The sequence below is a fragment of the Micromonospora sp. NPDC051141 genome, from assembly GCF_044455765.1.
GTDB lineage: Bacteria > Actinomycetota > Actinomycetes > Mycobacteriales > Micromonosporaceae > Micromonospora.
This window is the reverse complement of the sequence record NZ_JBITFD010000004.1, coordinates 393,511-417,766: the sequence shown is the minus strand read 5'-3', so window position 1 is coordinate 417,766 and position 24,256 is coordinate 393,511. Positions and strand designations below refer to the sequence as shown.

21 protein-coding genes are annotated in these 24,256 nt (G+C 72.5%); 16 read left to right on the top strand and 5 right to left on the bottom strand.

Going from position 1 to position 24,256, the window contains the following annotated elements; translation table 11 throughout:
• Nucleotides 1–111 precede the first annotated feature (111 nt).
• Nucleotides 112–750, top strand: coding sequence for a PadR family transcriptional regulator (locus ACIA6B_RS10290; RefSeq protein ID WP_396772573.1), 639 nt, complete (start codon nucleotides 112–114; stop codon nucleotides 748–750).
• A 23-nt stretch (nucleotides 751–773) separates the two neighbouring features.
• Nucleotides 774–1,853, top strand: coding sequence for an inositol-3-phosphate synthase (locus tag ACIA6B_RS10285; protein WP_107162010.1), 1,080 nt, complete (start codon nucleotides 774–776; stop codon nucleotides 1,851–1,853).
• A gap of 88 nt (nucleotides 1,854–1,941) precedes the next feature.
• On the opposite strand, the gene ACIA6B_RS10280 is transcribed toward ACIA6B_RS10285, so the two are convergent.
• Nucleotides 1,942–2,421 carry a methylated-DNA--[protein]-cysteine S-methyltransferase gene (locus tag ACIA6B_RS10280; protein WP_281933957.1) on the bottom strand — a complete coding sequence of 160 codons (480 nt, stop codon included), beginning with the start codon at nucleotides 2,419–2,421 and terminating at the stop codon, nucleotides 1,942–1,944.
• Between the two features lie 67 nt (nucleotides 2,422–2,488).
• Between ACIA6B_RS10280 and ACIA6B_RS10275 the strand changes: the two genes are divergently transcribed.
• The 4 genes from ACIA6B_RS10275 to ACIA6B_RS10260 are packed head-to-tail and all read left to right on the top strand — an operon-like array spanning nucleotide 2,489 to nucleotide 6,180.
• Nucleotides 2,489–2,998 (top strand): SigE family RNA polymerase sigma factor, encoded by a 510-nt coding sequence (locus ACIA6B_RS10275; protein ID WP_396772419.1) that lies wholly within the window; start codon nucleotides 2,489–2,491, stop codon nucleotides 2,996–2,998.
• Nucleotides 2,995–4,086, top strand: a complete 1,092-nt coding sequence (locus tag ACIA6B_RS10270) for a hypothetical protein (RefSeq protein ID WP_396772418.1) — start codon at nucleotides 2,995–2,997, stop codon at nucleotides 4,084–4,086. Before ACIA6B_RS10275 ends, ACIA6B_RS10270 begins: the two co-directional genes overlap by 4 nt.
• Before the next feature lie 41 nt (nucleotides 4,087–4,127).
• Nucleotides 4,128–4,649, top strand: a complete 522-nt coding sequence (locus ACIA6B_RS10265; RefSeq protein ID WP_281933951.1) for an NfeD family protein — start codon at nucleotides 4,128–4,130, stop codon at nucleotides 4,647–4,649.
• A gap of 25 nt (nucleotides 4,650–4,674) precedes the next feature.
• Nucleotides 4,675–6,180: an SPFH domain-containing protein gene (locus ACIA6B_RS10260; protein WP_357298760.1), complete on the top strand. Its 1,506-nt coding sequence runs from the start codon at nucleotides 4,675–4,677 to the stop codon at nucleotides 6,178–6,180.
• A 58-nt stretch (nucleotides 6,181–6,238) separates the two neighbouring features.
• Here ACIA6B_RS10260 and ACIA6B_RS10255 read toward each other — a convergent pair whose 3' ends face one another.
• Together ACIA6B_RS10255 and ACIA6B_RS10250 are read right to left on the bottom strand one after the other, a co-directional pair.
• Nucleotides 6,239–8,278, bottom strand: a complete 2,040-nt coding sequence (locus ACIA6B_RS10255) for a S8 family serine peptidase (RefSeq protein ID WP_396772417.1) — start codon at nucleotides 8,276–8,278, stop codon at nucleotides 6,239–6,241.
• Nucleotides 8,279–8,460: 182 nt separating this feature from the next.
• Nucleotides 8,461–9,918 carry a CCA tRNA nucleotidyltransferase gene (locus ACIA6B_RS10250; protein ID WP_396772416.1) on the bottom strand — a complete coding sequence of 486 codons (1,458 nt, stop codon included), beginning with the start codon at nucleotides 9,916–9,918 and terminating at the stop codon, nucleotides 8,461–8,463.
• A 131-nt stretch (nucleotides 9,919–10,049) separates the two neighbouring features.
• Between ACIA6B_RS10250 and murJ the strand changes: the two genes are divergently transcribed.
• From murJ to ACIA6B_RS10215, 7 genes are all read left to right on the top strand, one after another.
• On the top strand, nucleotides 10,050–11,795 hold the full coding sequence (gene murJ, locus ACIA6B_RS10245; RefSeq protein ID WP_396772414.1) for a murein biosynthesis integral membrane protein MurJ: 1,746 nt from the start codon (nucleotides 10,050–10,052) through the stop codon (nucleotides 11,793–11,795).
• Between the two features lie 373 nt (nucleotides 11,796–12,168).
• A complete protein-coding gene (locus tag ACIA6B_RS10240; RefSeq protein ID WP_396772412.1) occupies nucleotides 12,169–13,788 on the top strand; it encodes a protein kinase family protein in 1,620 nt (539 codons plus the stop codon).
• Nucleotides 13,785–14,495: an RNA polymerase sigma factor SigM gene (gene sigM, locus ACIA6B_RS10235; protein ID WP_396772411.1), complete on the top strand. Its 711-nt coding sequence runs from the start codon at nucleotides 13,785–13,787 to the stop codon at nucleotides 14,493–14,495. The genes ACIA6B_RS10240 and sigM overlap by 4 nt, the downstream gene beginning before the upstream one ends.
• Nucleotides 14,492–15,460 carry a hypothetical protein gene (locus tag ACIA6B_RS10230; RefSeq protein ID WP_396772409.1) on the top strand — a complete coding sequence of 323 codons (969 nt, stop codon included), beginning with the start codon at nucleotides 14,492–14,494 and terminating at the stop codon, nucleotides 15,458–15,460. Before sigM ends, ACIA6B_RS10230 begins: the two co-directional genes overlap by 4 nt.
• Nucleotides 15,461–15,638: 178 nt before the next feature.
• Nucleotides 15,639–16,592, top strand: coding sequence for a thioredoxin-disulfide reductase (gene trxB / locus ACIA6B_RS10225; protein ID WP_396772408.1), 954 nt, complete (start codon nucleotides 15,639–15,641; stop codon nucleotides 16,590–16,592).
• 30 nt (nucleotides 16,593–16,622) lie between these two features.
• Nucleotides 16,623–16,946 carry a thioredoxin gene (trxA, locus tag ACIA6B_RS10220; protein ID WP_281933936.1) on the top strand — a complete coding sequence of 108 codons (324 nt, stop codon included), beginning with the start codon at nucleotides 16,623–16,625 and terminating at the stop codon, nucleotides 16,944–16,946.
• Between the two features lie 165 nt (nucleotides 16,947–17,111).
• On the top strand, nucleotides 17,112–18,272 hold the full coding sequence (locus ACIA6B_RS10215; protein ID WP_396772407.1) for an N-acetylmuramoyl-L-alanine amidase: 1,161 nt from the start codon (nucleotides 17,112–17,114) through the stop codon (nucleotides 18,270–18,272).
• A gap of 5 nt (nucleotides 18,273–18,277) precedes the next feature.
• Here the strand turns inward: ACIA6B_RS10215 and ACIA6B_RS10210 are convergent, their stop codons facing one another.
• Nucleotides 18,278–18,943, bottom strand: coding sequence for a GNAT family N-acetyltransferase (locus ACIA6B_RS10210; RefSeq protein WP_396772406.1), 666 nt, complete (start codon nucleotides 18,941–18,943; stop codon nucleotides 18,278–18,280).
• A 290-nt stretch (nucleotides 18,944–19,233) separates the two neighbouring features.
• On the opposite strand from ACIA6B_RS10210, the gene ACIA6B_RS10205 reads away from it, so the two are divergent.
• Together ACIA6B_RS10205 and ACIA6B_RS10200 are read left to right on the top strand one after the other, a co-directional pair.
• On the top strand, nucleotides 19,234–20,547 hold the full coding sequence (locus ACIA6B_RS10205; protein ID WP_281933929.1) for a PLP-dependent aminotransferase family protein: 1,314 nt from the start codon (nucleotides 19,234–19,236) through the stop codon (nucleotides 20,545–20,547).
• A 7-nt stretch (nucleotides 20,548–20,554) separates the two neighbouring features.
• Complete coding sequence (locus ACIA6B_RS10200) at nucleotides 20,555–21,547, top strand: D-alanine--D-alanine ligase (RefSeq protein ID WP_281933927.1); 993 nt, start codon at nucleotides 20,555–20,557, stop codon at nucleotides 21,545–21,547.
• Between the two features lie 25 nt (nucleotides 21,548–21,572).
• On the opposite strand, the gene ACIA6B_RS10195 is transcribed toward ACIA6B_RS10200, so the two are convergent.
• A complete protein-coding gene (locus tag ACIA6B_RS10195) occupies nucleotides 21,573–22,424 on the bottom strand; it encodes a hypothetical protein (RefSeq protein ID WP_396772405.1) in 852 nt (283 codons plus the stop codon).
• A gap of 1,416 nt (nucleotides 22,425–23,840) precedes the next feature.
• Here ACIA6B_RS10195 and ACIA6B_RS10190 point away from each other — a divergent pair.
• The gene (locus tag ACIA6B_RS10190) at nucleotides 23,841–24,086 is read left to right on the top strand and encodes a hypothetical protein (protein WP_396772404.1); all 246 of its coding nucleotides are present in this window, start codon (nucleotides 23,841–23,843) and stop codon (nucleotides 24,084–24,086) included.
• Nucleotides 24,087–24,256 lie beyond the last annotated feature (170 nt).

Sequence of the window (24,256 nt, the reverse complement as noted above, 5' to 3'; positions counted from 1 at the left end):
GCGTAACCAGAGGTTTGCCCTGGCCACCGCTCTCGGCTACCGTTCGATGTATCGGCCCGATACATCGCGGCGGTTAGCCCTCCGCCCAGGGGGAAAGAAGGGATGGCGCCCGTGCTCGAGTTCGCCATCCTGGGCCTCCTTCAGGAGGCTCCTATGCACGGCTACGAGCTACGCAAGGAGTTGACCGCCAAGCTCGGCGCCATCCGGGCGGCGATCAGCTACGGCTCGCTCTACCCGACCCTGCGACGGCTGCAGGCGGCGGGGTGGATCACCGAAGCCGCCGAGACACCCGCGACCGCCGAGGAGGTTCCCGCGCTGACCAGCCGACGCGGTCGGGTGGTCTACACCATTACCGCGGAGGGCAAGGAACGCTTCGCCCAGCTCATAGCGCAGGCTGGACCCGAGACGTACGACGACACGGGCTTCGGCGTGCACTTCGCGTTCTTCGCCCGGACCGACCAGGCCACCCGGCTCCGGATCCTGGAAGGTCGCCGTCGCAAGATCGAGGAGCGCCGCGAAGGTCTTCGTGACGTGCTCGGCCGGGCAGCCGAGCGCCTCGACGCGTACACCCTGGAACTGCAGCGCCACGGGCTCGACGCCTGCGAGCGCGAGGTCCGCTGGCTGGAGGAGCTCATCGCCAACGAGCGCTCCGGCCGGGCCCCGACCGCCCCGGATTCCCGGACGGCCGGCGGCCGAGGAGACAACGACAGCCCGCCCACGCCTGGAAAGTCCAGGACAGAGCGGCCGTGATGAAGAAGAAGGAGGCAGACGCTATGGGCTCCGTCCGCGTCGCCATCGTCGGTGTGGGTAACTGCGCCTCGTCCCTCGTACAGGGCGTGGAGTACTACCGGAACGCCGACCCGAACGACCGCGTCCCGGGTCTCATGCACGTCACCTTCGGCGACTACCACGTCTCGGACGTGGAGTTTGTCGCGGCGTTCGACGTGGACGCCAAGAAGGTGGGCATGGACCTCGCGGAGGCGATCGTCGCCAGCGAGAACAACACGATCAAGCTCTGCGACGTGCCGCCGACCGGCGTCAGCGTGCAGCGCGGCCCGACCTTCGACGGCCTGGGCCAGTACTACCGCGAGATCGTCGAGGAGTCGGACGCCACGCCGGTCGACGTGGCCCAGGCGCTGCGCGACGCGCAGGTCGACGTGGTGGTCTCCTACCTGCCGGTGGGCTCCGAGCAGGCCGACAAGTTCTACGCCCAGGCCGCGATCGACGCCGGTTGCGCGTTCGTCAACGCCCTCCCGGTCTTCATCGCCTCCGACCCGGAGTGGGCCAAGAAGTTCGAGGACGCGGGCCTGCCGATCGTCGGTGACGACATCAAGAGCCAGGTCGGCGCCACCATCGTGCACCGCGCGCTGGCGAAGCTGTTCGAGGACCGCGGGGTCGAGCTGCTGCGCACGTACCAGCTCAACTTCGGCGGCAACATGGACTTCATGAACATGCTGGAGCGCAACCGCCTGGTCTCGAAGAAGATCTCGAAGACCCAGTCGGTGACCTCCCAGATCCCGCACGAGATGCAGAAGAGCGACGTGCACATCGGCCCGTCCGACCACGTGCCGTGGCTGGATGACCGCAAGTGGGCGTACATCCGCCTGGAGGGCCGCTCCTTCGGCGACACCCCGCTGAACGCGGAGCTGAAGCTCGAGGTGTGGGACTCGCCGAACTCGGCCGGCGTCATCATCGACGCCGTCCGGGCCGCGAAGATCGCGCTGGACCGGAAGATCGGTGGCCCGATCCTCTCCGCCTCCTCGTACTTCATGAAGTCCCCGCCGCAGCAGTACGCCGACCACGACGCGCACGCCGCCGTCGAGTCCTTCATCAAGGGCGAGATCGAGCGCTGACGCGCTGACCTCAGCACATCGCGAGGGTCGGGTCCGTTCGGGACCCGGCCCTCCGTGTTCGGGCCGGCCGGTCGGGTGGGCGCGAACGTCAGGACCAGGCGCGGCGCAGCGCGACGCCCGCCTCCAGCTCCAGCAGCGTCACCTTGCGCGGCAGCCCGCCGCCGAAGCCGACCAGCTTGCCACCCGCGCCGACGATCCGGTGACAGGGCACGATCACCGGCACCGGGTTGCGGTTGCACGCCACCCCCACCGCCCGGGCCGCGCCCGGGTCACCGAGCGCGCGGGCCACCTCGCCGTAGGTGGTCGTCTCGCCGTAGGGGATGCCGGTCATCTCCCGCCAGACCGCGCGCTCGAACTCCGAGCCGCGCGGCGCCGACACCGGCACGCCGAACTCGGTCAGCTCGCCGGCGAAGTAGGCCCGCAACTCGGCCACCGCCCGCCGGGCCAGGTCGTCGCCGGGTTCGTCGGACGCCGACGCCACCCGGCCGAAGTGCGCGCCGCGTACGGCGTCGGCGTCGGTGCCGACGGAGAACTCCCCGATCGGCGAGTCGAGCACGGTCCAGCGCATGCCACCCATTGTCGCGCGGCGGGCAAAGTTTCCTCCGCCCCGGGCGTCTGAGACACGGAGGTGGACGGTGGCGGAGGTCGACGGGGAGTTCACCGCGTTCGTCAACGAACGGGGGCCGGTCCTGCTGCGGGTCGCGTACGCGCTCGCCGGCAACCAGCACGCGGCCGAGGACCTGCTCCAGAACGCGCTGGCCAAGGCGTACGCCCGGTGGCCCCGGATCCGCGGCGACGCGGAGCCGTACGTGAAACGGATCCTCTACCACGACCAGGTCTCCGGCTGGCGGCGGCGGGCGCGGCGCGCGGAGGTGCCGGTGGCGGACGTGCCGGAGCGGCCGGCGGTCGGGGACGACAGTGACCTGCGGATGCTGCTGCGGGACGCGCTCCGGGCGCTGCCACCCCGGCAGCGCGCGGTGCTGACGCTGCGCTACCTGGAGGACCTGAGCGTCGAGCAGACGGCCGCGCTGCTCGGCTGCCGGCCGGGCACGGTGGCCAGCCAGAGCGCCAAGGCGCTGGCCCGGCTGCGGCAACTGGTGCCGGCGCTCGACGAGTTGACCGACCGGGCGGAGGTGACCCGATGAGCACGTCGCTGGAGGAGACGCTCCGGACGGCCGTACGCGATCTGGCCGACGGCGTCGCGCCCGCGCCGGACCTGGCGCTGCGGGCGCTCGGGCGGGGCCGTCGGCGGCGTCGCCGCCGGCGGGTCGCCGCGACCGCCGCCGCGCTGGTCGCGGTGGTGGCGGTGACGCTGCCGTTCGTGTTGCTGCGTCCCCGTTCCGCCCCGCCGCCCACGACCCCACCGGTCACCGTCACCCCCTCGCCGGCGCTCCGGGCCGAACCCGGCGCGAACTGGACGGACCGGCCGCTGGTGCTGCCCGGTGAGTGGGTGGTCATCCGGGCCCAGGTGGTGGGCGGCTCCGGCAGCGGGTTCCTGCTCGACCGCAGGCGCGGGCGCTACTTCGCCACCGACAGGTACGACGGCATCTTCCCGGCGCCGACCGGCTCCCTCGTCGCGGTCCGCGACGACGGCCGTCCCCGGGACGTCGGCCTGGTCGATCTGGCCACCGGAAAGACCCGCTGGTACGAGGTGGGCCGCGCGCTCTCCACGCCGAGCTGGTCCCCGGACGGCCGGCGACTGCTCTTCACCACCAGCCAGGTCGACCACTTCGGTTTCATCGTGCTGGACCTGGACGGGCGAAAGAAGACCCATCCGGTGGGACCGCTCGGCTGGCCCTGCGCCGACCGGTGCGAATTCACCTGGATGCCGGACGGGAGGTCGGTCGCGTTGACGTTGAGCAGGCAGAAGTCGGAGGCGTGGCCCCGGGACCTCGCCAAGGGGGTGCAACTCCTGTCGGTCGACGACGGCCGGCCCACCCGACTGGTCGAACTGCCGGGCGGGCCGGTCGGCCCGGACGCCTGGTCGCCGGACGGCACGTTGGTGGTCGTCCAGGGGCGTCAGGAGCCGCTGCTGGTGGAGACCGCGACCGGCCGGGTGGTGAACCCGCTGCCCAGCGCCGACGTCGCCTGGGTCACCGGCGACCGGCTGCTCTACCGCCGGCCGTTCGGCGCCGGGGACTTCGTGCTCGCCGACCGCACCGGTCGGGAACTGGTCCGTCAGCCGCTGCCGAGGCAACTTGTCGACCTGGCGGTGACGATCGCGCCGTACTGAGCGCCCGCTCAGGGTGGGGGACGTTGCACCGGGTCGATACCGTGCAGGTCGTGGCCACGGGGACGCTCATTTTCCTGATCATCGGTGGAGTGGGCGTCGGCGTGCTGACGCTGGCCCTGCTCGGCTCGGGAGTGCTGCACCTCGGTCACCCGGACGTCGACGGGCCGGTGTCGCTGGAGGCGGTCGCCGGGTTCATCGGCGCGTTCGGGTTCGGCGGCGCGATCGTCAACGAGATGCTCGGGGCGCGTACCCCCGGCATGATCGCGGCGGCGGTGGCCGGCGGCGCGCTCGCCGCCGTGCCCACCGGCTGGCTGGCGGCCCGGTTGAGCCGCGCGGCCCGCGACATGCGCACCGATCCGACCCCCACCCGGGACCACCTGGCCGGCGCGATCGGTCTGGTGGTGACCCCGATCCCCAGCGACGGCTACGGCGAGGTCCGGGTCCGACTCGCCGGCCAGCCGGTCAAACTCAACGCCCGGTCCGACCGACCGATCCCGGTCGGCGCCCGGATCTTCGTGGTCGAAGCGCTCAGCGAGACCAGCGTGCACGTCGAGACCTACTGATCCCTCCGCACAGACGGGAACCCCCATGCCCCTGCTCGTCGCCATCGGCGGCGCGGTCCTCCTCGCCGTCCTGCTCGTGTTCTTCGTGCTCTCCCGGATCAAGGTGGCCGGGCCCAACGAGGCGTTCATCGTCACCGGCCGCAAGGGCCGGACCACCCAGACCGCCGACGGCATCCGCTCCACCGACATGTCCGGCCAGAAGGTCGTGCTCGGCGCCTCGGTCTTCGTGTTGCCGGTGGTGCAGAAGCTCCAGTCGCTCGACCTGTCCAGCCGGCGCATCGACGTCGGCATCCGGGGCGCGGTCAGCAAGCAGGGCATCCGCGCCGACCTGCACGGTGTCGCGATCGTCAAGGTCGGCGGCACCGAGGACGCCATCCGGGCCGCCGCCCAGCGCTTCCTGCACCAGCAGGACGAGATCGACAACTTCACCCGGGAGGTGCTGGCCGGCGCGCTGCGCTCGATCGTGGGCCGGCTCACCGTCGAGGAGGTCATCCGGGACCGGGCCGCGTTCGCCAGCGCGGTGGCCGAGGAGGCCGAGCACTCGATGACCAACCAGGGCCTGGTGCTGGACACGTTCCAGCTCCAGGACATTCTGGCCGAGGGGTCCTACCTGGCCGACCTGGGCCGGCCCGAGGCCGCCCGGGTGCTCAAGGACGCCGCCATCGCCGAGGCCCGCGCCCGGCAGGCCGCCGAGCAGGAGCGGCTGCTCGCCGAGGAGGCCATCGCCGAGGCGAACCGGAACCTGTCGCTCAAGCAGGCCGGCATCCAGGCCGAGATCGACGCGGCGAAGGCGAAGTCGGCCGCGGCCGGTCCGCTGGCCCAGGCCGAGCGGGACCAGGCGATCCTCTCCGAGCAGCAGAAGGTGGCCGAGCGCAACGCCGAGCTGAAGCAGCGCCAGCTCGACACCGAGGTCCGCAAGCCGGCCGACGCGCAGCGGTACAAGGTGGAGCAGGAGGCCGAGGCGGCCCGCAACGCGGCGGTGCTGCGCGCCGACGCCGAGCGGCAGGCCACCATCGCCGCCGCCCAGGCCATCGCCGAGCAGTCCCGGCTCACCGGTGAGGGTGAGCGGGCCCGCCGCGCCGCGCTGGCCGAGGCGAACGCGATCGAGGGCGCCAAGGAAGGTGAGGCGGAGCAGCGCCGGCGGTCCGCGATCGCCGAGGCGGTCGAGCGGGAGGGCCAGGCCGAGGCCGCGGCCATCCTGGCCAAGGGGCAGGCGGAGGCCGACGCGATGGCTCGCAAGGCCGAGGCGTTCGCCGCGTACGGCGAGGCGGCGGTGCTGGACCTGCTGGTGAAGGTGCTGCCCGAGGTGGTCGGAGCGGCGAGCGCCCCGATTGGCGCGATCGACAAGATGACCGTCATCTCCACCGACGGCGCCTCGTCGCTGACCAAGTCGGTGGCCGGCAACGTCGCCCAGGGCCTCCAGCTCGGCAGCGACCTGACCGGCATCGACCTGGCCGGCCTGCTCGCCCGGCTGGGCAGCGCGCACACCAACGGCAAGACCGCGGTGGACGGCAGCACGGTCACCCCGTGAACGACGGCGCCCGCCGGTTCCCTCGGGGAGCCGGCGGGCGCCGTCGCGGTGGTACGGGTCAGAGCACGGCGAGGACGAACTTCTCGCCGGCGCCCAGGCCGAGGCTGTCGCTGTCCCAGTCGATGACGCGACTCGCGACGAGCTGGCTGGTGCCGGCGCTGCCGGCGGTGACCGCCTTGCCGTTGGCGTTGGCGTAGAGGCTCACCGAGCCGTCACCGTAGTAGTCGAGGAAGACGAACGCCTCCCACGCGCCGATCGAGGTGCTGCGCGCGATCAGCGGCTTCGCGCCGGCGCTCTCCGCCGCCACGAACTTGCCGTTGGCCAGCGCCTTCAGGCCGAAGAAGCCGTCGCCGTCGCTGACCACCTCGTACTTCTCCCAGGCGCCGACCGTCGTCGAGCGCGGGATCAGCGGCTTCGCGCCGCCGCTCTCCGCCGTGACGTACCGGCCGCCGGCCACCGCCTTGATGCCGACGATCGGGGACGGGGCGTCGAAGTCGAACTTCTCCGCCGCGCCGATCGAGGTCTTGCTGGCGATCAGCGGGGAGGTGGCGCTCGGCGCGGTGACGTACCGGCCGTTGACCGTGGCCTTCAGGCTGACCGTGCCGTCGGTGTTGTCGACGATCTGGAACTTCTCCCAGGCGCCGATGGTGGCCGAGCGCGCGATCAACGGCTTCGCGCCGGCGCTCTCCGCGGTGACGAACTTGTTGGTGACCCGGGCGCGCAGGCCGTACAGGCCACCGCCGGCGTCGACCACGTCGAACTTCTCCCACGCGCCGATGGTGGTGCCGCGTGCGACAAGCGGCTTCGTCCCGGCGCTCTCCGCCACGACGTAGCGGCCGTTGGTCCGGGCCTTGAGCCCGTACGAGCCCCGGGCGGTGGGCACCGCGCCGAGGTGCAGGAGCCGGTCCAGCGAGCCCATGCTGTCGTGCACCGCGCCGCCGATGCCGGTGGTGACGACGGAGTCGCGCACCTGCTGCGGCGTCCAGGTCGGGTGTGCCTCCAGCAGCAGCGCGGCGGCGCCCGCCACGTGCGGGGACGCCATCGAGGTGCCACTCATCGCCACCGACCCGTCGGTGGTGCCCTGCTCCGCCGAGACGATGCCGGCGCCCGGCGCGAACGTGTCCAGGCAGGAGCCGTAGTTGGAGAACCGGGCCCGGAAGTCGAGCCGGTCGGTGGCCCCGACCGTGATCGCCGTCGGCACGCTCGCCGGCGAGACCGTGCAGGCGTCCGCCGACTCGTTGCCGGCCGCGACCGCGTACGTGACGCCGGCGGCGATCGAGCGGGCGACCGCGTCGTTGATCGCCTGGTCGACCCGGTCGGAACCCAGGCTCATGTTGGCCACGGCCGGCTTGACCGCGTTGGCGGTGACCCATTCGATGCCCGCCAGCACCTGGTCGGTACGACCGCTGCCGTCGCAGTCGAGCACCCGCACGGCGACGAGGTCGACGTCCTTGGCCACGCCGTACTTCGTGCCGCCGACCGTGCCGGCCACGTGCGTGCCGTGGCCGTTGCAGTCCTGCGCGACGTCGTCGCCGTCGACGGCGTCGTAGCCGTAGCTGGCCCGCCCGCCGAAGTCCTCGTGGTCGATGTCGATGCCGGTGTCGATGACGTAGGCGGTGACCCCGGCGCCGGTCGCCGGGTAGGTGTACCGGCCGTCGGTCTTCGGCTTGAGCTGGTCGATCCGGTCCAGCCCCCACGGCGGCGTGGTCTGACTGCCGGAGGTCTTCCAACGCTGGACCTGCTGGACGTACGCGACGGCCGGGTCGGCGGCGAGCCGCTCCGCCTGCCGGCGGTCCATGGCGGCGGAGTAGCCGTGCAGCGCCCGGCTGAACACGTGCCGGACGGAACCGCCGTGCTCGCCGGCGAGGGCCGACGCGGTGGACCGCACCTTGGCCGGGCTGGCCTTGCCGTCCTTCAGGACGACGATGTAGCTGCCCGGCACGGCGCTGGCCGTGCCGGTGCCCCGGATGTCCCCACGCGGCGGGGCGACGGGATCGGCCAGGGCGGCGCCGCCGGTGGCGGCGCAGATGATCGAGGTGGCGGAGGTGAGGGCGAGCCCCACCAGCGCGGAGCGGCGCAGCGCGCCGGGACGTGACACCGAATTGTCTCCCCGTGTCCAGCGACCGTCCGGAGCGGACGGGCGGATGAGATCAGGACAGCCGCGCCCGACGAGCAGGGGGCTGGCGATGACCAACATCATGCGGGAGAGATCGACCGGAACAGGTCAACCGTTCGGTCGACACGCCGGCGTATCGTCGTCGATTTTTCCCGGCCGGCGGATCAGCCGACGATGCCCTCGCCGCGGGCCCAGCGCAGCAGCTCCGCCTCGGCCTCGTCCCGGTCCAGCGGGCCACGCTCCAGGCGCAGCTCCTTGAGGTGCGCCCAGGCGCGGCCGACCACCGGGCCCGGCGGCACGCCGAGCAGCTCCATGATCGCGTTGCCGTCCAGGTCGGGCCGGACCCGGGCCAGGTCCTCCTCGGCGGCGATCCGGGCGATCCGCTCCTCCAACGCGTCGTAGTCGGCCGCGAGCTGGGCCGCCTTGCGCCGGTTGCGGGTGGTGCAGTCGGAACGGGTCAGCTTGTGCAGCCGGGACAGCAGGTCACCGGCGTCGGTGACGTACCGGCGGACCGCCGAGTCGGTCCACTCGCCCCGGCCGTACCCGTAGAAGCGCAGGTGCAGCCCGACCAGCTTGACCACCTGGGAGGTGACGTCCTTGGGGTAGCGCAGCGCCTTCATCCGGGCCTTGGTGAGCCGCGCTCCGACCACCTCGTGGTGGTGGAAGCTGACCCGGCCGTCCGGGCCGACCGCCTTGGTGCCCGGCTTGCCGACGTCGTGCATCAGCGCGGCCATCCGCAGCACGAAGTCGCAGCCCTCGGACTCCATCGACATGGCGTTCAGCACCACGGTGAGCGTGTGCTCGTAGACGTCCTTGTGCTGGGCGTGCTCGTCGATGGTGAGCTTGAGGCCGGTCAGCTCCGGCAGGAAGCGCTCGGCCAAGCCGGTGTCGACAAGCAGGCGCAGCCCGGTCACCGGGTCGGCCCCGCACAGGAGTTTGGTGAACTCGTCCCGGATCCGCTCGGCGGTGATCCGGTCGAGGTCGGCCGCCATCCGGGCCATCGCGTCCCGGACGTCGGGGTGGACGGCGAACCGGAGCTGGGCCGCGAACCGGGCCGCGCGCAGCATCCGCAGCGGGTCGTCACGGAACGACTCCTGCGGCGTGCCGGGGGTACGGATGACCTTGGCGGCGAGGTCGTCCAGACCGCCGTACGGGTCGGTGAACCGGTGGTCCGGGAGGCTCACCGCCATCGCGTTGACCGTGAAGTCGCGACGCTTCAGATCCTCGGCCAGGCTGGTGCCGTACTGCACCACCGGGTTGCGACTCACCTGGTCGTAGACCTCGGCCCGGAAAGTGGTGATCTCCAGGGTGAGCCCGTCGCGCTGGCAGGCGATGGTGCCGAACTCCCGCCCGGTCTCCCAGATCGACTCGGCCCAGCCCTGGATGACCTTGACGGTCTCGTTCGGGTGGGCGTCGGTGCAGAAGTCGAGGTCGTTGCCGAGGCGGCCGAGCAGCGCGTCCCGGACCGATCCGCCCACCAGGTGCAGTTCGTGACCGGCACGGGCGAAGCGTCGGCCCAGCTCGTCGGCGACCGGGGACACGCGGAGCAGCTCGGCGACGGCGTTGCGCTGCGCGGCGGTCAGCTCACGGCGATCGGCGGCGGAGGCGGAGGCTTCGGACATGGGATCGCCAGCCTAGCGGGCCGGGGGTGGATCGACCGCGCCGGGCGTGGGTAACCGGGCGAGGTTGACTAAGGTTCCGGTGGTGCGGGGCCGTCGGGCCCGGTTCCGACATCCCCCTGGGAGGCTGTGAGATGAGCGGCGGCGGGCTCTACCGCAGCGCGAACGCGCACGGCGGCGGCCTGCCGCCGGACGACGGCGCGACCTTCATCTCGGCGGAGCCGCTGAACCAGCCGGGCGTCGAGTCGGTGGCGCCGCCGCAGGAGGTGGTCGCCGAGACCAGCGCCGCGGCGAACAGCGCGGTGATGGCGATCGGCAGCCTGGTCAGCCGCGGCACCGGCTTCATCCGCAACCTGATGATCGGCGCGGCGCTGGGCGGCGCGCTGGTCGGTGACGCGTTCACCACCGCGATCTTCCTGCCGAACCAGGTGTACGAGTTCCTGCTCGGCGGCGTGCTCACCAGCGTGCTGATCCCGGTGCTGGTCCGGCGGCGCAAGTCCGACCCGGACCGGGGCGAGGCGTACTCCCAACGGCTGCTCACGCTCGCGGTGCTGGCGCTGGCCGCCACCGTGCTGCTCGCCCTGGTCGCGGCGCCGGTGCTGACCGCCATCTACGCCGGTGGCAAGGACGCCGACTACCGCGGTCTGGTCACCAGCCTGTCGTACCTGATGTTGCCGATGCTGTTCTTCACCGGCGTGAGCGCGCTGATCGCCGCGGTGCTGAACACCCGCGGGCACTTCGCCGCACCGATGTGGGCGCCCATCCTCAACAACCTGGTGGTCATCGGCGTCTGCGCGCTCTACATCGCGGTCTTCGGCGCCAACATCGTCCAGCCGGGCGAGATGAGCTGGGGACGGATCCTGTTGATCGGCGGCGGCACGCTGCTCGGTGTCGCGGTCCAGACCGCCGGCCTGCTGCCGGCGTTGCGCAAGGTGGGCTTCCGGTGGCGGTGGCGGTTCGACTTCCGGGCGCTCGGCCTGGCCGAGCTGGCCCGGCTCGGCGGCTGGATGTTCTGCTACGTCGGGGTCAACCAGCTCGGTCTCTTCGTGGTGGTCAACCTGCTCACCCGCGCCGCCGGCGGCAACAACGCCGGTCTGCTGATCTACAACAACGTCTTCCTGCTGCTGATGATGGCGCACGGCATCATCGCGGTCTCGATCATCACCGCGCTGATGCCCCGGATGAGCGCCGCCGCCGCCGAGGGCCGGTTCGGCGACGTCACCGCCGACCTGTCCCGGGGCACCCGGATGGTCAGCGCGGTGCTGGCCCCGATCGCGGTCTGCTACGCGGTGCTGGCCGCGCCGATCTCCGTGGTGGTGTTCCGGTACGGCGCGTTCACCGGCGACAACGCGGTGGCCACCTCGACCGTGCTGCTGGTCGCGGCGCTCGGGCTGGTGCCGTTCGCGGTCAGCCAGCTCTTCACGTTCGCGTTCTACGCGCTGCCCGACACGCGCACCCCGGCGCTGATCAACATTCCGGTGGTGATCCTGCGGGTGCTGCTCCAGGTCGGCCTCTTCCTGATCTTCTCGAACACGTTCGCGGCGGCCGGGATGATGCTCGGCAACGCGGTGTCGTACCTGGCCGCCGCCATCATCTCGGCGATGCTGCTGCGCCCCCGGGTGGGGCGGATCGGGTTGGGCCGGATCACGCGCACGCTCGGCCGGGTCGTGGTGGCCGCGCTCGGCGCCGCGCTGGTCGGGCTGCTCGTGCTCGCGGTGCTCCCGGGCGACCCGGCGAAGCTGAGCTGGTTCGCCGCCGCGGTCCAACTGGTGGTCGGCGGCGCGGCGATCGGCGGCACGTACCTCGGGCTGGCCATGCTGCTGCGGATCGGGGAGATCACCGAGGTGGTCGGCATGGTCCGGCGGCGGCTCGGGCGCTGAGCGCCCACCCGTGACCGACGGTGAACGAGGATCACCAGGCTGGGGATACGGCTGTGGATAACTCGGGATTCCGCCGTCCAGTGGGCCTCTCGGCCTGTGGACAACCAACCGTACGGACGAGGGTGCCCAGGCCGGGACGGGGAAAGCACCGGCACGCCACACCGGGACGCCCCTGCGCCGATCACTTGCCGTCAACCTCTAGATTGGCGGTGCGTGTTCGCTGCGGCTGGCTTCCCGCCCGCCGCGGCGGGAAGATGACATGTCGGAGAACCGGGCATCCCGGGTAAGGTCGCTCTCGACGGGTACGTCCGGCGTCGACGTGGGCGTCGACGCCGACCGTGCCGGTTCCACCGAAGCCAGAGCGGGAAGCCACATGCCCAGCAGCACGGGTCCATCGATCGACACGATCACCGAGGGAGGACGGGTGACCCAGGTCGGCGAGGGTCAGGAAGCGGAGGAGAGTTCTCCCGCGGTCGTGACCCTCGGTGCTCCCACGGTCGGTGAGCTCCTCGCCGAGCGCTACGAACTGGTCGAGCACATCAACAACGACAGTGCCGGCCGGCTGGTCTGGCGCGGGGTCGACGTGGTGCTGCGCCGGCCCGTCGCGGTGGTCCTCCGCTACCCCGGCGGCGACTCCGCCACCGAGATGCTCCAGGCCGCGGTCGCGGCCAGTCGGGTCATCCACCCCAATCTGGTCGGCGTCTACGACGCGATCGACGAGGACGACCGGGCCTACGTGGTCCGCGAGTGGGTGGACGGCCAGTCGCTGCGGGAGCTGGTCGCCGCCGACGGGCCGCTTGACCCGGCCCGCGCGACCGCGATCGGCAACGCCGTCGCCAGCGCCCTGGCCGCGGTGCACGCCACCGGCATGGTGCACGGCAACCTCCACCCCGGCACCGTGATGATCAGCGACGACGGCCGGGTGGTGTTGGCCGACGCGCGCACCGACGGGGCGGACAGCCAGGAGAACGACCTGCGGGCTGTCGGCGGGGTGCTCTACTTCGCGCTGACCGGGCACTGGCCGCACGGTGAGGCCCCGCTGCACGGCGCCACCGCCGGGCACGGCCGGGCCGCCCTGCCGGACGCCGTCCGGGACGCCAGCGGCAGCATCGCCGCGCCCCGGCAGGTCCGCGCCGGGGTGCCGGCGTATCTCGACGACCTCACCATGGACCTGCTCGACCCGGAGATCGCCCCGCCCTCGTCGGACGTGCTCTCCGCCGAGCTGAGCCGGCTCGACATCCCGGCCGACGAGCAGTTCCTGGAGCAGGCCGGCCCGCTGCGCTTCACCGCCGACCCCGGCGAGGAGCCGTCGTCCCCGCTGGCCGCGGCCGGCGGGCGCAAGGTCGCCCTGGGCATCGCCGGCCTGCTGGTGGTCGCGCTTGTCGGTCTGCTCGTCGGGATCAGCGTGCTCGGGGGCGGTGACGACGACGCCAAGGAGCCGGTGGCCCAGCCCACCAACAGCGCCCCCGCCACGGGCGGCAGCACCGAGGCGGCCCCGCCGGTCCGCAAGCTCACCGTCTCCGACGTCCGGATCATCGACCCGGAGAGCGGGGACCGCGCCGAGGTGCGGAACGCCGAGAAGGTCATCGACGGCAGCGACGACGAGGGCTGGGAGACCCAGACCTACCGGAACAACGGCAAGTTCGGCGGCCTGAAGAAGGGCATGGGCGTCTGGATCGACCTGGGTGCCCCGCACACGGTCAAGTCGCTCCAGGCCACGCTCTCGTCCACCGGCGCCTCGGCCGAGCTGCGTGCCGGCACCAACGGTGAGTTCCCCTCCACCTCCAAGGGCGACAAGGACCTCGTCGCGGCGTACCCCACCGTGATCGGGCAGCCGTTCGAGGACCACGACGGCACCAAGATGACGTTCAACGGGTTCGACCCCGCCCAGAAGTACCAGTACCTCCTCTTCTGGATCACCGAGCTGCCGAAGAAGGACGACGGCAGCGGCTGGAAGATCGGGGTCCAGGAGATCACGGTCCAGGGCTCGTGAGCCGCTGGTCGGCGACCGGTGACGGCCCGCCGGCCGGCTCCGACCTGGAGCTGCTCCGGGCCCACGTCGCGGGCGACCGGGACGCCTTCACCGAGCTGTTCCACCGGCACCGCGACCGCCTCTGGGCGGTGGCGCTGCGGACCATCGGGGACCGCGAGGAGGCGGCCGACGCGCTCCAGGACGCGATGCTGTCGGCACACCGCGCCGCGGCCCGGTTCCGGGGCGACTCGGCGGTCACCACCTGGCTGCACCGGATCGTGGTGAACGCGTGCCTGGACCGGATGCGGCGACGCCAGACCCACGCCACCGTCCCGCTGCCCGACGGGGTGCACACCGACGGGGAGCCGGGACGCCACACCGGCGGCGTCGAACCGGCCGCGCCCGCCCCCGACCACGACACCGCGCTGGTGGTCCGGCAGGCGCTCGCAGCCCTGCCGGCGGAGCAGCGGGCCGCGCTGGTCCTGGTGGACGTGCAGGGCTACCCGGTGGCCGAGGTGGCCCGGATCCTCGACGTCGCCGAGGGGACGGTGAAGAGCCGGTGCGCCCGGGGTCGGGCGCGGCTCGCCGTGCTGCTGGGGCACCTGCGCACCGGCGCCGACGACGCCGTGCACGTGCCGCAGGTCACCGCAGGGAACCGCCGGCGGCCCGAGGGCGTCGGATCCTCGTCGGGACTCACCCGGCCGGACGCCAGCCAGGAGGAGCCGTGAGTTCGCGGGAGTTCAGCGAGGTCGACCACGACCTCCTCGCCGACTACCTCGGCGGGGCGCTGGACGGCACCCCCGAGCAGGCCACCGTGGCCCGGCTGGTCGAGCAGGACCCGGCCTGGCGCGCGGCGTACGCGGACCTGGCCGGCGCGCTCGACCTGGTGCACGCCGAGCTGGCCGACTGGGCGTCGTCGTCCGCGCCGGAGCTGCCGGTGGCGGTCGCCGACCGGATCACGGCCGCGCTCGCCGGCGCCGGTCCCGCCCCGGCCGCCGACCACGTGCCCGAACCCGCCGGTCGGGATGCGACGCCGGTCACCGTGCCGACGCAGCCCGGCCGGACGACCCGCCCACCCGGCACCGTCACCCGTCCCGACCGGCACACCGGGCCGGGGCGACGTACCCGGCGTTGGGCCCGGGTCGCCGGGCCGGTGGCACTGGCCGCCGCCTCGGTCGCCGCGGTCGGTCTCGGCGTCGGCCGGCTGTCGGACACGGGTGGGGACAGCAGCACCGCCGGTCGACCGGCCGGGGAGGCGGCGCCGGCGGCGGGTGCGCCGTACCGGACCACCGGGCCGGCCGTACGCAGCGGCACGGACTGGACCCCGGAGCGCCTCGGGCGGGACGCCAAGGCGATGTCGGCCCGACCGGACATGGCCGGGCCGTCGGGCGCGGCGGACAACGGCCGGGAGACCCCCCTGGCCACCGACAAGTACCGCGTCGGCGCCGTGGGCGGGTTGGACCGGCTCGCCCGTCCGGAGGCGCTGGCCGCCTGCCTGACCGCGATCGGCGCCGAGCACGGCGCGGCACCGCTCACCGTCGAGCTGGTCGACTACGCCCGGTTCCAGGGCAGTCCGGCGCTGGTGGTGACGTTCTCGGACGCCGGCGGGGCCCGTTGGGCCTGGGTGAGTGGGCCGGAATGCGGCGTACCCGGGTCCGGAGCGGACACCCGGTTCCGTACGCGGGTAGGGTGAAACCGCGGCGGTCAGGGGTCCTGTCCCGCCACGTGACCTGACCCACCGGATGACCGGCTCGGGAATCCCCGCTTCGTACGATGACGTTCTGGAAGTCAGGCGCCGGCGCTCTGTGCGGTCGGCACTCGGATCGACATCGGTGCGTACCGGTGACGAACACACACATCGGGAGACGGCAGTGGACGAGGTCCGCAACCTGATCATCATCGGCTCCGGGCCGGCCGGCTACACTGCGGCGGTCTACGCCGCGCGCGCCAACCTCAAGCCACTGGTGATCGAGGGCGTGCAGTCCGGTGGCGCGCTGATGACCACCACCGAGGTGGAGAACTTCCCCGGTTTCGCCGACGGGATCCTCGGCCCCGAGCTGATGGACAACATGCGCAAGCAGGCCGAGCGGTTCGGCGCGGAGTTCCTCACCGACGACGTGACCCGGGTCGAGCTGAAGGACACCGGCGAGATCGGCTCGGGCGCGGTGAGCACGGTCTGGGTGGGCGAGACCGCATACCGGGCCCGCGCCGTCATCCTCTCCACGGGTTCGGCGTGGCGTCCGCTGGGCGTGCCGGGCGAGCAGGAATACCTCGGCCACGGCGTGTCGTCCTGCGCCACCTGTGACGGCTTCTTCTTCCGTAACCAGCACATCGTGGTGGTCGGCGGCGGCGACTCGGCCATGGAGGAGGCGAGCTTCCTCACCCGTTTCGCCGAGTCGGTGACGATCATCCACCGCCGCGACTCGTTCCGGGCCAGCAAGATCATGGCGGAGCGGGCGCTGGGCAACGAGAAAATCAAGGTGGAGTGGAACTCCACGGTCGAGGAGATCCTCGGCGCGGACGGCAAGGTCACCGGCGTACGGGTGCGCGACGTGCACACCGGCCAGACCAAGCTGCTCGACGTCACCGGCGTGTTCGTGGCGATCGGCCACGACCCGCGCAGCGAGCTGTTCCGCGACCAGGTGGAGCTGGACGACGAGGGTTACGTGAAGGTGCAGGCGCCGAGCACCCGCACCAACGTGCCGGGCGTGTTCGCCGCCGGCGACGTGGTCGACCACACCTACCGGCAGGCCATCACGGCGGCCGGCACCGGATGTGCGGCCGCGCTGGACGCCGAGCGGTTCATCGCCACCCTGCAAGGCTGAGAATTTCACCAAAGGGAGAAAGGGTTCATCGTGGGAGCAACCAAGGCGGTCACGGACGCGAGCTTTGCCAGCGACGTGCTGAAGTCCGACAAGCCGGTCCTGGTCGACTTCTGGGCGGAGTGGTGCAGTCCGTGCCGCAAGGTCTCGCCGCTCCTGGAGGAGATCGCGGGCGAGATGAGTGACCAGGTCACCATCGTCAAGCTCAACATCGACGAGAACCCCGAGACGGCACGCGCCTACCGGGTGATGTCCGTGCCGACGCTGACCATCTTCAAGAACGGCGAGCCGGTGCAGTCGATCGCCGGCGCCAAGCCGAAGGGCGAGCTGCTCAAGCTCATCGAGTCGGCGCTCTGACCGACCCGACACCGCCGGAGCCCCCGTCACCCCACCCGGGTGTCGGGGGCTCCGGCGTTCCTGACCTGCGTGAACCCGAACCCGCCGGGTAACCGGCCACGGTACGCTCCGTAAGCGTCCGTCGGAGCTACCGCCTCCGCCAGCGCCCGTGCAGAGGGGGTCGTCGTGCGTCCGATCCGACCCGGTGACCGGGGCCCCGCGGTGGCCGAGATCCGAACCGTGCTCGCCGGCCTGGAACTGCTGCCCACCGACGGCCGCGCCGACGACTACGACGCCGCGACGGAACGCGCGGTCCGCGCCTTCCAGCAGTCCCGTGGCCTCAGCGTCGACGGGCGGGTGGGCGCGGAGACCTGGCGGGCGCTGGACGCGGCCCGCTGGCGGTTCGGCGCCCGCGCGCTCTACCACGCGGTGCCCGAGCCATTGACCGGCGAGGACGTCCGTTCGCTCCAGGAACGCCTGCTGGAGATGGGGTACGACGTGGGCCGCGCCGACGCCATCTACGGCATCCGCACCTCCCGCGCGGTGGCCCAGTTCCAACGCGAGATGGGGCTGAAGCCGGACGGGTCGTGCGGCCCGCACACCGTCAACGCGCTGCGCCGGCTCGGCCGCAAGGTGGTCGGCGGGCGCCCGCAGTGGCTACGCGAGTCCGACGCCATCCGGCAGGCCGGGCCGACGCTCGTCGGCCGGACCGTGGTGATCGACCCGGGCCACGGCGGCACCGACAGCGGCGTGGTGGTGCCCGACGGCTCGCTGCGCTGGACCGAGGCGGACCTCGTGCACGACCTCGCCAGCCGGCTGGAGGGGCGGCTGGCGGCGGCCGGCGTACGGGTACAGCTCACCCGGGGCCCGTCGTCCCCGACCTGCCTGCCGGACGCGGACCGGGCCCAGCTCGCCAACTCGCTCGGCGCGGACGTGTTCATCTCGCTGCACACCGACGGGCACGCCAATCCGGCGGCCGACGGCGTCGCCACCTACCACTACGGCACCGACAACGGCGTCACCTCGGCCACCGGGGAGCGCCTGGCCGGGCTGGTGCAGCGGGAGATCGTGGCCCGCACCGGGCTGCGCGACTGCCGCACCCACGCCAAGGCGTGGGACCTGCTCCGGCTCACCCGGATGCCGGCGGTCCGCGTCGAGGTGGGTTACCTGACCTCCCCCACCGACCGGGGCCGGCTGGTCGACCCGCGCTTCCGCGACCGGGTGGTCGAGGCGATCGTGGCCGGGGTGCAGCGGATGTACCTGCCGATCGAACGGGACGTGCCGACCGGCTCGATCGACGTCAGCGAGCTGCGGGCGATCGTGGCCGCCGGCACCGTTATCGACTGAGCCGGTCAGCTCGTCGAGCGGGTGGCCGGCGCCGGCCGCACCGGCCGCAGCAGCGTCTCCGGGCTCATCGAGCCGAGCAGCTTCTCCAACGCGTACTCGACGTCGGACTTCCAGCTCAGCGCCGTGCGCAGCTCCAGCCGCAGGCGCGGGTAGCGGGGGTGCGGGCGGACCGTCTTGAAGCCCACCGAGAGGAAGAAGTCGGCCGGCGCGACACACGCCCGGGTGGGGCCGTCCGGCTCGTCACCGAACTTGGCGTCGCCGAACGCCTCGATGGCCTTGATGCCACGCTTGGTGAGGTCGCGCGCCACGCCCTGCACCAGCATCCGGCCCAGACCGCCGTCGGCGAACGCGGGCACCACGTGCGCGGTCATCAGCAGCGCCGCGTCCGCCGAGACCGGCGACGTCGGAAACGCCATCGAACGCGGGACGTACGCCGGCGGGGCGTACATGACGAAACCGGCCGGCATGCCGTCGACGTAGACCAACTTGCCGCAGGAACCCCACTCCAGCAGCGTCTGGGAGACCCACGCCTCCTTCTCCAGGCCCGGGTCACCGCCCGCGCAGGCCCGCTCCGCGGAGACCGGATCCAGCTCCCAGTAGACGCACCGCCGGCAGGATCGAGGAAGGTCCTCCAGGGTGTCAAGCGTCAGGCTGACCAGACGTCGCGACATGAGCGCACCCCACCAACAGTCTCGGAGCGTCGGTCACCGCGGTGTGCCGCCGCCCTCCTGCTCCCGACGAGCGATCGTACGCTTCCGCCCGCCGACGCGGGAGGGGACGCGCGAACGCCCACCCGGGCGACGGACCCGGAGTCCGGGATGTGGACGTGTCCACACGGCGGGTTCCGCGCCGGTCACCAGGGACTACGATCGACCAATCGGCCGCGCGCCGCCATTGGATGCCGGCATCGCGGGTACCACACCGGGCGGCAGCCCCGCCGACACCCGACCGAGGTGATGTCATGACCGGCACGACGCTCGACGACTACACCGACCGGTACGCCCGCCGCGTCCGGGGGATGACCGCCTCCGAGATCCGGGCGCTCTTCGCGGTCGCCAGCCGGCCGGAGGTCGTCTCGCTCGCCGGCGGAGCGCCCTACATCGCCGCGCTGCCGCTCGACGCGGTGGGCGAGATGCTCGGCCGGCTCGGCGCCGAGCACGGTGCCACCACCCTCCAGTACGGCATCGGCCAGGGCACCCTGGAGCTGCGCGAACGGATCTGCGAGGTGATGGCCCTCTCCGGGATCGACGCCTCCTGCGGGGCCTCCCCCGAGGACGTGGTGGTGACCGTCGGCGGGCAGCAGGCGCTCGACCTGGTGGCCCGCCTCTTCCTGGACCCGGGCGACGTGGTGCTCGCCGAGGGCCCGACCTACGTCGGCGCGCTCGGGGTGTTCCAGGCCGCCCAGGCGCAGGTGACCCACGTGCCGATGGACGACCAGGGCCTGATCCCGGAGGCGCTGGAGGTGGCCATCGCCGACCTGGCCCGGGCCGGCCGGCGGGTGAAGTTCCTCTACACCATCCCGACGTACCAGAACCCGGCCGGCGTGACGTTGAGCGAGGAGCGGCGCGAACGGGTGCTCGACATCTGCGAGCGCGCCGGCCTGCTCGTGGTGGAGGACGACCCGTACGGTCAGCTCGGTTTCGAGGGCGAGGCGCCGGCGCCGCTGCGGGCCCGGCGGCGCGACGGGGTCTTCTACCTGAGCACCTTCTCCAAGACGTTCGCCCCCGGCCTGCGGGTGGGCTGGATCCTCGCCCCGCACGCGGTGCGCGACAAGCTGGTCATCGCCAGCGAGGCGCAGATCCTCTGCCCCAGCGTCTTCGCGCAGTCCGCCGTCTCGACGTACCTCGGCACCATGCCGTGGCGGGAGCAGCTCAAGACCTACCGGGAGGTCTACCGCGAGCGTCGGGACGCGCTGCTCGGCGCGCTGACCGACCTGATGCCGGCCGGCACCACCTGGACCACCCCGACCGGAGGCCTCTTCGTGTGGGCCACCCTGCCGGACGGGCTGGACGCCAAGGCGATGATGCCGCGGGCCGTCGCCGCCCGGGTCGCGTACGTGCCCGGCACCGGCTTCTACGCCGACGGAACGGGCACGTCCAACATGCGGCTCAACTACTCCTTCCCGCCGCCGGAGCGGATCCGGGAGGGCGTGCGCCGGCTGGCCGGCGTGATGGAGCAGGAGATCGCCATGCGGAAGGTCTTCGGCGCGGTCGGCAACGCCGGGCCACGCCGACGCCAGGGCGGCTCCGACGCGCCCGGCCCCGACTTGGCATGATGCCGGCATGGCCGTCACCCCCGCCGCACCGACACCCGTGACCGGTTCCTCCGCCGACGAGTTGCACGTGCTCGTGCTCGCCGGCGGTCTCTCCTACGAGCGGGACGTCTCCCTGCGGTCCGGCCGCCGGGTGCTGGACGCGCTGCGCGCGGTCGGCGTACAGGCGGAGCTGCGGGACGCCGACGTCGCGCTGCTGCCCGCGCTGGCCGCCGACCCGCCGGACGCGGTGGTCATCGCCCTGCACGGCGCCACCGGCGAGGACGGCTCGCTGCGCGGCGTGCTCGACCTGTGTGACGTGCCCTACGTCGGTTGCGACGCCCGCTCCTCCCGGCTGGCCTGGGACAAGCCCTCCGCCAAGGCCGTCCTGCGCGAGGCCGGCATCCCCACGCCGGACTGGGTGGCGCTGCCGCACGACCGCTTCTCCGAGCTGGGCGCGGTCGCCGTCCTGGACCGGATCGTCGACCGCCTCGGGCTGCCGTTGATGGTCAAGCCGGCGCAGGGCGGTTCCGGGCTGGGCGCCGCCGTGGTCCGGGACGCCGCGTCGCTGCCGGCCGCCATGGTCGGCTGTTTCGCGTACGACCAGACGGCGCTGGTGGAGCGCTACGTGCCCGGCATGGACGTGGCGGTGTCCGTGCTCGACCTGGGCGACGGCCCGCAGGCCCTGCCCCCGGTCGAGATCGTGCCCCGTAACGGCGTCTACGACTACGCGGCCCGCTACACGGCGGGGCGCACCACCTGGCACGCGCCCGCCCGACTCGACGCCGCCACGACCGCTCAGGTGACCGACGTGGCGCTCGCCGCGCACACCGCGCTCGGCCTGCGGGACGTGTCCCGCGTCGACCTGATCGTCGACGCGGAGGGCCGGCCGCACGTGCTGGAGGTCAACGTCTCGCCCGGCATGACGGAGACCTCGCTGCTGCCGCTGGCGATCCAGGCGGCCGGGCTCGACTTCGGCCGCGTCCTGGGCTCGCTGGTGGGCCGGGCCGCCGCCCGCCGCTGAACTCACCCGGCCGGCGCCACCACTCTCACTCTCGGTTCGGACCGGCCGCTCCTGTCGCCGGCTCCGCGTCGCCGTCCGACGCCGTCGGCCCGGCGTCACCGGTCGCGGGCTTGCCATCCCCGTCGCGAGGGCTGCCGTCCGGCAGTTGCCCGGAAGGCGGGTCATCGTCGGCGTCGTCGGCCGACCCCACCGGCTCGGCCTCCGGGATCTCGTCCGCCGCTTCGATCACCGACGCCGTCTCCTCCTCGGGTTCCTCGGTGGTGTCCGCCGGCGCCGGCGAGGAGAGGCTCGACGGCGCCTGCCACCGGATGCGCGGCGGTTCGGCGAGCGGTCGGCCGCCGAACTCGGCGAGCCACGCCGCCACCATGGCGAGGTTCTCCCGCCACTGCTCCTCGGAGATCGGCGGCAGGATCGAGTCCCACAGCGACAGGAACGTGCCCCGCAGTTGCAGCCGCCCGTACGGGCGGGCCAGGAACCACATGTGCAGGTGCGCCGACCCGTCGCCCCAACGGTTGACGTGCACCCGGGCGACCCCGTCCAGCGAGCGGATGGCCCGCTCCAGCCGGACGGTCATCACCCCCAGTTCGGCGGCGAGCAGGTTCGGCAGGTCACCGAGGTCCAGGTGGGAGCGGGACTCCAGGATCAGCACCATGGGCAGTCCGGTGGGCCGGTCCATGGTGCGGACCCGCCACCGCTCACCGACCCAGATGTACGCCTCGTCGGGCGCGTTGCAGGCGGTGCACTCCCGGTCCTCCTCGCCCCGACGGGGAGGTTCGACCGGAACGGGATCGTCGAGCTGCTTGACGCGAAGATCGCCCTCGAAAGGGAAGGAGGGCCACTGGGTGAAGTCCGGGACTGAGGGAGGGGTGTCCTGCACGACGCTGACCCTAACGGAGTTGGCGACGCCTGTCCCTCCCCGTTCCCACCGGAGTCGAGGCCGCTTCGACGATCCACAGCGCGTTGTCCACCACGTTGTCCACAGGCCGCCGAGATCACCACCACAGTGCGTCATCCACAGCTCAGCAAGGGTTTCCGGGCGTTGTTTCACGTGAAACGGAGTGAGCCTGTGGACAACCGCTGTGGATAACTTCTGCGGTCGTGAGCCGTCCCGTCGACCCTTCCGTTCAACGAGCGGAGTGCTCCGACGCACCGGCCCAGAGGGGGTCAGTCCTGGCCCGTGGGCTGACCCGTTTCACGTGAAACGGAGCGTTCCATGACTCCTGGACGCGCGGGGTCGTCACGGTTCAGGCGCTGGAGGAGGTGCCGCGCTCGCTTGGAGGCGACCCTCTTCCGTTTCACGTGAAACCAGGGCTACGGGGATCGCCGGGTTCAGGGCCCGCCGCCGCGCACGTGCTCGCCCGCCGCCGCAGGAACGCTCGCCCGCCCACACGAAGAAGCCTTCCGTCGCCACTCACGAATCCATCCCGGACAGGGTGCTCGCTGGTGTATGCCCGGTGATGGACTGCGGGGCGGTGGCACCGATGGTCCTCCCGGGCATCGTTGACGCGCCCCCAGTGGGATACGTCCAGGAAGTGGTTCCGGCTGCGAAGGTGCGGGACGTACGAGCGGCGTCAATCGGCGCGCCGCAGCGGCGTGCTTCGGGCCGACTCGGGCTGCCTCAGACGCCGGCTTGCCGGGTTGCCGCAGGTCTCCCGCCAACCTCTCGACGCCCGAACTCGTCCTACCGGTCGACTCACGCCTGAAGCGCTCCCAGACCCGGCCGCGCCGCGTGGTCGGATCTGCTCGGGTCTTCAGCGCTCCGTAGGAAAGGCATCGCATCCGTCCCGGGCGGAGACCTCATTTCGAAGCCGCCGGCCGATGCCGGCCCGCGCAAAGTGCGGCCAGGGGGATGTGCGGCTTGAGCGCGACGCTCGCCTCTGCCGTCGCGGGGCACCGGAACCGCTTGGGTGCTGCGCCGGGCAGCTCGGCCACGCTGCGCCGGTAACTCGGCCACGCTGCGCCGGTAACTCGGCCGCGCTGCGCCGGTCACTAAGCAGGCTGTGCCGGTAACTCGGCGAGGCTGCGCCGGTGACTGAGCCAGGATGTGGCAGGGATTGCCGCGAAGCTGCGGGACGGCTGCCCTTCGACGCGCCGTTCCCGATGCGGCACACCTGTACCGCGGCGCCCCTACCTGTCGCGCCCGTGTTTGCCGTCATGGGCACCATCGCGAGGCCAGGCTTGTCATGCGGGAAGCGGGTGATCCCCGGCCCCCGGCGGCCCGCCGGTGATCGACCGGGTGCCGGCCCGGGCGCACCACGCACGCCGCCACAGGACAGCACGACGGGCAAGGCCGATGATCAGCCGGGTCGAGGCAGATCGGCTCAACGACACGGCGAGGCTCTGGTCGGGAGGGGAGAAGATCGAGCAGGGCCGGCGACAAACACGCCGCCGTCGCCACGGCTCGTTCGCGTGCAACGAGCAACGCAAGGACCGCGTGTTGGCCTACTGGGCGGGGGCGGTGCCTATCCGGATCGAGACCATCAAGGCGGATGGGAAACGCGCTTGCGGGGTCCTGACAGGCCCGGGCCGTTTCACGTGAAACAGCACCGCTGGCCCTACCGCTCACGCCCCCGCACCGGCCCGGCGCGTTCCACGGCTGGGGGTGCCGGCGCTCGACAGTTGCTCGCGTCGAGCGCCGCAGGACCAGCGAACGGCATCGGTGGCAGCGCGGCGCGCCCGGGTGACCAACGATCGGGGCGCGTCACGTCC

What these genes read in the sequence shown, in the direction of transcription:
- ACIA6B_RS10250 (WP_396772416.1), bottom strand. Translation starts at nt 9,918, where the DNA reads ATGTCCGAAGCCTCCGCCTCCGCCGCCGATCGCCGTGAGCTGACCGCC.
- ACIA6B_RS10240 (WP_396772412.1), top strand. Translation starts at nt 12,169, where the DNA reads ATGCCCAGCAGCACGGGTCCATCGATCGACACGATCACCGAGGGAGGA.
- murJ (WP_396772414.1), top strand. Translation starts at nt 10,050, where the DNA reads ATGAGCGGCGGCGGGCTCTACCGCAGCGCGAACGCGCACGGCGGCGGC.
- ACIA6B_RS10285 (WP_107162010.1), top strand. Translation starts at nt 774, where the DNA reads ATGGGCTCCGTCCGCGTCGCCATCGTCGGTGTGGGTAACTGCGCCTCG.
- ACIA6B_RS10200 (WP_281933927.1), top strand. Translation starts at nt 20,555, where the DNA reads ATGGCCGTCACCCCCGCCGCACCGACACCCGTGACCGGTTCCTCCGCC.
- ACIA6B_RS10260 (WP_357298760.1), top strand. Translation starts at nt 4,675, where the DNA reads ATGCCCCTGCTCGTCGCCATCGGCGGCGCGGTCCTCCTCGCCGTCCTG.
- ACIA6B_RS10190 (WP_396772404.1), top strand. Translation starts at nt 23,841, where the DNA reads ATGATCAGCCGGGTCGAGGCAGATCGGCTCAACGACACGGCGAGGCTC.
- ACIA6B_RS10205 (WP_281933929.1), top strand. Translation starts at nt 19,234, where the DNA reads ATGACCGGCACGACGCTCGACGACTACACCGACCGGTACGCCCGCCGC.
- ACIA6B_RS10210 (WP_396772406.1), bottom strand. Translation starts at nt 18,943, where the DNA reads ATGTCGCGACGTCTGGTCAGCCTGACGCTTGACACCCTGGAGGACCTT.
- ACIA6B_RS10280 (WP_281933957.1), bottom strand. Translation starts at nt 2,421, where the DNA reads ATGCGCTGGACCGTGCTCGACTCGCCGATCGGGGAGTTCTCCGTCGGC.
- ACIA6B_RS10270 (WP_396772418.1), top strand. Translation starts at nt 2,995, where the DNA reads ATGAGCACGTCGCTGGAGGAGACGCTCCGGACGGCCGTACGCGATCTG.